The 3,190-nt window shown below is 43.6% G+C and carries 4 protein-coding genes; 2 read left to right on the forward strand and 2 right to left on the reverse strand.

Annotated features, from left to right (window positions below; translation table 11 throughout):
- Positions 1-1,054 (forward strand): GIY-YIG nuclease family protein (locus J0895_RS05880; RefSeq protein ID WP_207087181.1); only part of this gene is annotated, 1,054 nt, incomplete at its 5' end.
- 120 nt (positions 1,055-1,174) lie between these two features.
- Positions 1,175-2,482: an AAA family ATPase gene (locus J0895_RS05885; protein ID WP_207087182.1), complete on the forward strand. Its 1,308-nt coding sequence runs from the start codon at positions 1,175-1,177 to the stop codon at positions 2,480-2,482.
- 70 nt (positions 2,483-2,552) lie between these two features.
- Here J0895_RS05885 and J0895_RS05890 read toward each other — a convergent pair whose 3' ends face one another.
- Positions 2,553-2,900, reverse strand: coding sequence for a XisI protein (locus tag J0895_RS05890; protein WP_207087183.1), 348 nt, complete (start codon positions 2,898-2,900; stop codon positions 2,553-2,555).
- Between the two features lie 80 nt (positions 2,901-2,980).
- The coding region (locus tag J0895_RS25705; RefSeq protein ID WP_242541086.1) for a XisH family protein at positions 2,981-3,190 on the reverse strand (210 nt) is incomplete at its 5' end.

Consider the following 3,190-nt stretch of genomic DNA (forward strand, 5'->3'; position numbering starts at 1 on the left):
TGGAGGCGATCGCGATATTTTCGAGCGTCTCTATGCGGTGCGCCTGGAACGCTTACGAGAATCGGCAGAATATCGCGACCTCTTGAAGCCATTAGACTCCCGTAGTCTGTTAGATGTTAGCGGTGATTTGGAATTGGTTCCCGAACATCTCAGCGATGATGAGCTACTGGCAGCTCTTGAGATCCAGAGGAATCCAGACAATGATATTACCCGGCTGACCCATGTGCGATCGCGCCGGGAAATCAAAGCCGCTGAAGAAGTTGCCCAGCGCTTTCCCTGCGAGGATTTTGCTGAATTTAAACCCATCTTTGAGGAAGTACAGCGTCAGTTAAAGACTGGGGAACGGCAAACGGTGAAATATCAGGATTATGCCACCATTAATCAAGGGGATTTGTTCATTCTGGATGGACAAAAAGTCTGGGTAGCCGAGACGGGAGAGATGTTTATTAGTGACTATGGTCTTAGAAATTACCGGCTGCGGGTGATTTATGACAACGGCACCCAGAGCAATCCCCTGTTTCGCTCGTTCCAACGGGCTTTAAATAAGGATAAAACTAGCCGTCGCATCACTAAGCTAGATTTAGGTCCTTTATTTTCCTTGCAGGCGGAAGCAGAAGTTACCGCAGAAGTTGAACCGGAAAACGACTTAGCCACGGGCTATATTTATGTCTTGCGGAGTCAGTCCGAGGAGCCTTTCATTGCCCAGAATCGGTCTGTGGTTCATAAAATAGGGGTGACTGGAGGGGATGTCAAAAAGCGGATTAGCAATGCTAAAAATGACCCGACTTATCTGTTAGCCGATGTGGAAATTGTCGCTACTTTTAAACTGGAAAATATTAACCGGAAAAAACTGGAGGCGCTCCTTCAGAAGTTTTTTGCCAGCGCTCGATTAGATTTGGAATTGCGCGATCGCTTTGATATCCCAGTCAAGCCAAGGGAGTGGTTTCTGGTGCCTTTGGAAGCCATTGAGGAGGCCATTACAAAAATCCAGGACGGCACCATTGAGCAATTCCGCTATGATAGAGAAACAGCCAGTCTGACCCGAGTCTGTTGAGAGGTATATCATAACATATTTGAGCAATAAAAGCCATAAAAAATTTATGTTGTGGAAACCGAATGGGTTTTGTGAATAGGTCAAGTTTAATGTCTGAACTCACCAACGGAGTGAACTACGATGATTACAGAAATAGAGTTAAAAGATTTCAAAAGTTATAAATCTGCCACATTGCACTTAGGGCGACTCACGGTATTGATAGGGGCTAATGCCTCCGGAAAAAGTAATGTCATTGAAGCATTACGGCTTTTATCTCGACTCGCTACGGGGGAACGACTGGGATTGCTCAGAAATCCTCAACAAAAAGGAGAGACTTTCTTTCGCGGTAATGTCGAAAATTTGGGATACCGAGGGAAGCAGACATTTCAACTGGCTTGCTTGACAAACCATCCAGATTGGGAACGTTTTGAAATTCAAGTTGGACTTAGTTCAGACAACCATTTGCAGGTCACTCAAGAACGGATTATTAGCTCAGATTCTAAGGTTCCGTTGTATGAAATTACCAGTGAACCGCAAGGGGCAGGAAGTGATATTTTTGTGACTTATAATAATTTTGCGAGAGGTGGCAAAAAACCGAGCCTGGTTTGTAGTAGTCATATCGCGGTTTTTACCCAACTTTTAAGTGCAATTAGATTTCGACCCGAAAATATCAAAAGTCGAGAAATTATCCCCCAGGTTTGCGAAATTTATGTCCGTTGGTTGAGTGGAATTGTGTTTTTAGAGCCGGAACCGAGCTTAATGAGAGAGTATGGACACAAAACGGATCAGGTTTTGCGAGAGAAAGGGCAAAACTTATCTGGAGTGATTTACAATTTATGCCAATCTCCAACCTCTAAGCAAGCGGTTTTAGACTTTGTTCGGAGTCTCCCAGAACAGAATATTGAGGATATTAGTTTCCTGGAAACACCTCGGGATGAGGTGATGTTACAACTTACTGAAACCTTTGGCGGCGTGGCGATTCCTTATGATGCAGCACGATTGTCTGATGGAACGCTTCGAGTTTTATCCATTGCAGCGGTATTACTTTCTGCACCGTCAGAAAGTTTAGTGGTCATTGAAGAAATCGATAATGGTGTACACCCCAGTCGTGCGAGTGCCTTACTGTCTCGGATGGCTGAACTTGCGCGAAAACGTAACCTCCGTGTTCTTATTAGTAGTCATAATCCAGCTTTATTAGATGCTCTTCCTGATGAGGCAATTCCTGAAACTGAATTGTGTTATCGCAGTCCGGATGATGGTTCAAGTCAGTTAATTCGGTTGCAAGATATTCCGGATTACCCGGAACTAATTGCTCAAGGTTCGGTGGGTCATTTAATGACTCGCGGGCTGTTAGAACGGTTTGTAAAGCAGTATCCAGGCGCTGAGATAAAAAAACAGCAGGCTTTAGACTGGTTGACTTCCCTGAATTCGAGGGTAGAGGTTCATTGATGGCGGATGTTGCGATTGTCGATACGTCGGTTTTTTGTAATATTATTATGCCTCCCGGTTTGCTCTACTTTTAGCCTACCGCATAATCGCTCATTTCCCTCATAAAAGGCGGATAAAATCCCAGCACAATATCTTGCTTGGGAATACCCAAATTAACTAAATCTTCTGCAATATCATGCTCCGTGGAATTGCAAAAAATCCAAATTTTTTCATTGCGGATATCTAAATGGATGACACTCTGATGAATCCAGCGCTGATGGTGCCAACCAAAATGGACAATTTGATAATGATTTCGTTGGGTATCAAAAATAGTCTCGACCTCAATCTCACCGTAGGCTGGCTTACTTTGTGCATAATCTATCAATAATTGTTGCACAATTTTCTGATATTTTTTTAATTTATCCGTCACTCCTTCCATAGCAAAATTTGCTCCAATTCAATATCGTAAACAATGAGTTTTACGGAATTTTCTTGCAGCATTGATGCTGGAAATTTCCGTTAAAAGAAAGTGTGATAGACTAGATTTGGGATAGCCAGATAGAGAATGCGATCGGGGTCTTCACGGCGTAAAGCAGCTCGATAGTTAATAAACTGCCCCAACGCGGTATGAAACTCTGAAATTGCCGATGCCCTCGCCAAAAAACTTTTGACTTCCACCGCAATTTTATCATGTCCGCGCTCTGCCGCTAGTAATCGTTCTGCCCCTAA

Origin of the sequence: Phormidium pseudopriestleyi FRX01 (genome assembly GCF_017313335.1) — a bacterium.
Classification (GTDB): domain Bacteria; phylum Cyanobacteriota; class Cyanobacteriia; order Cyanobacteriales; family Laspinemataceae; genus Laspinema; species Laspinema pseudopriestleyi.

Coding starts and splice junctions, on each gene's coding strand:
- J0895_RS05885 (WP_207087182.1), top strand. CDS start 1,175: ATGATTACAGAAATAGAGTTAAAAGATTTCAAAAGTTATAAATCTGCC.
- J0895_RS05890 (WP_207087183.1), bottom strand. CDS start 2,900: ATGGAAGGAGTGACGGATAAATTAAAAAAATATCAGAAAATTGTGCAA.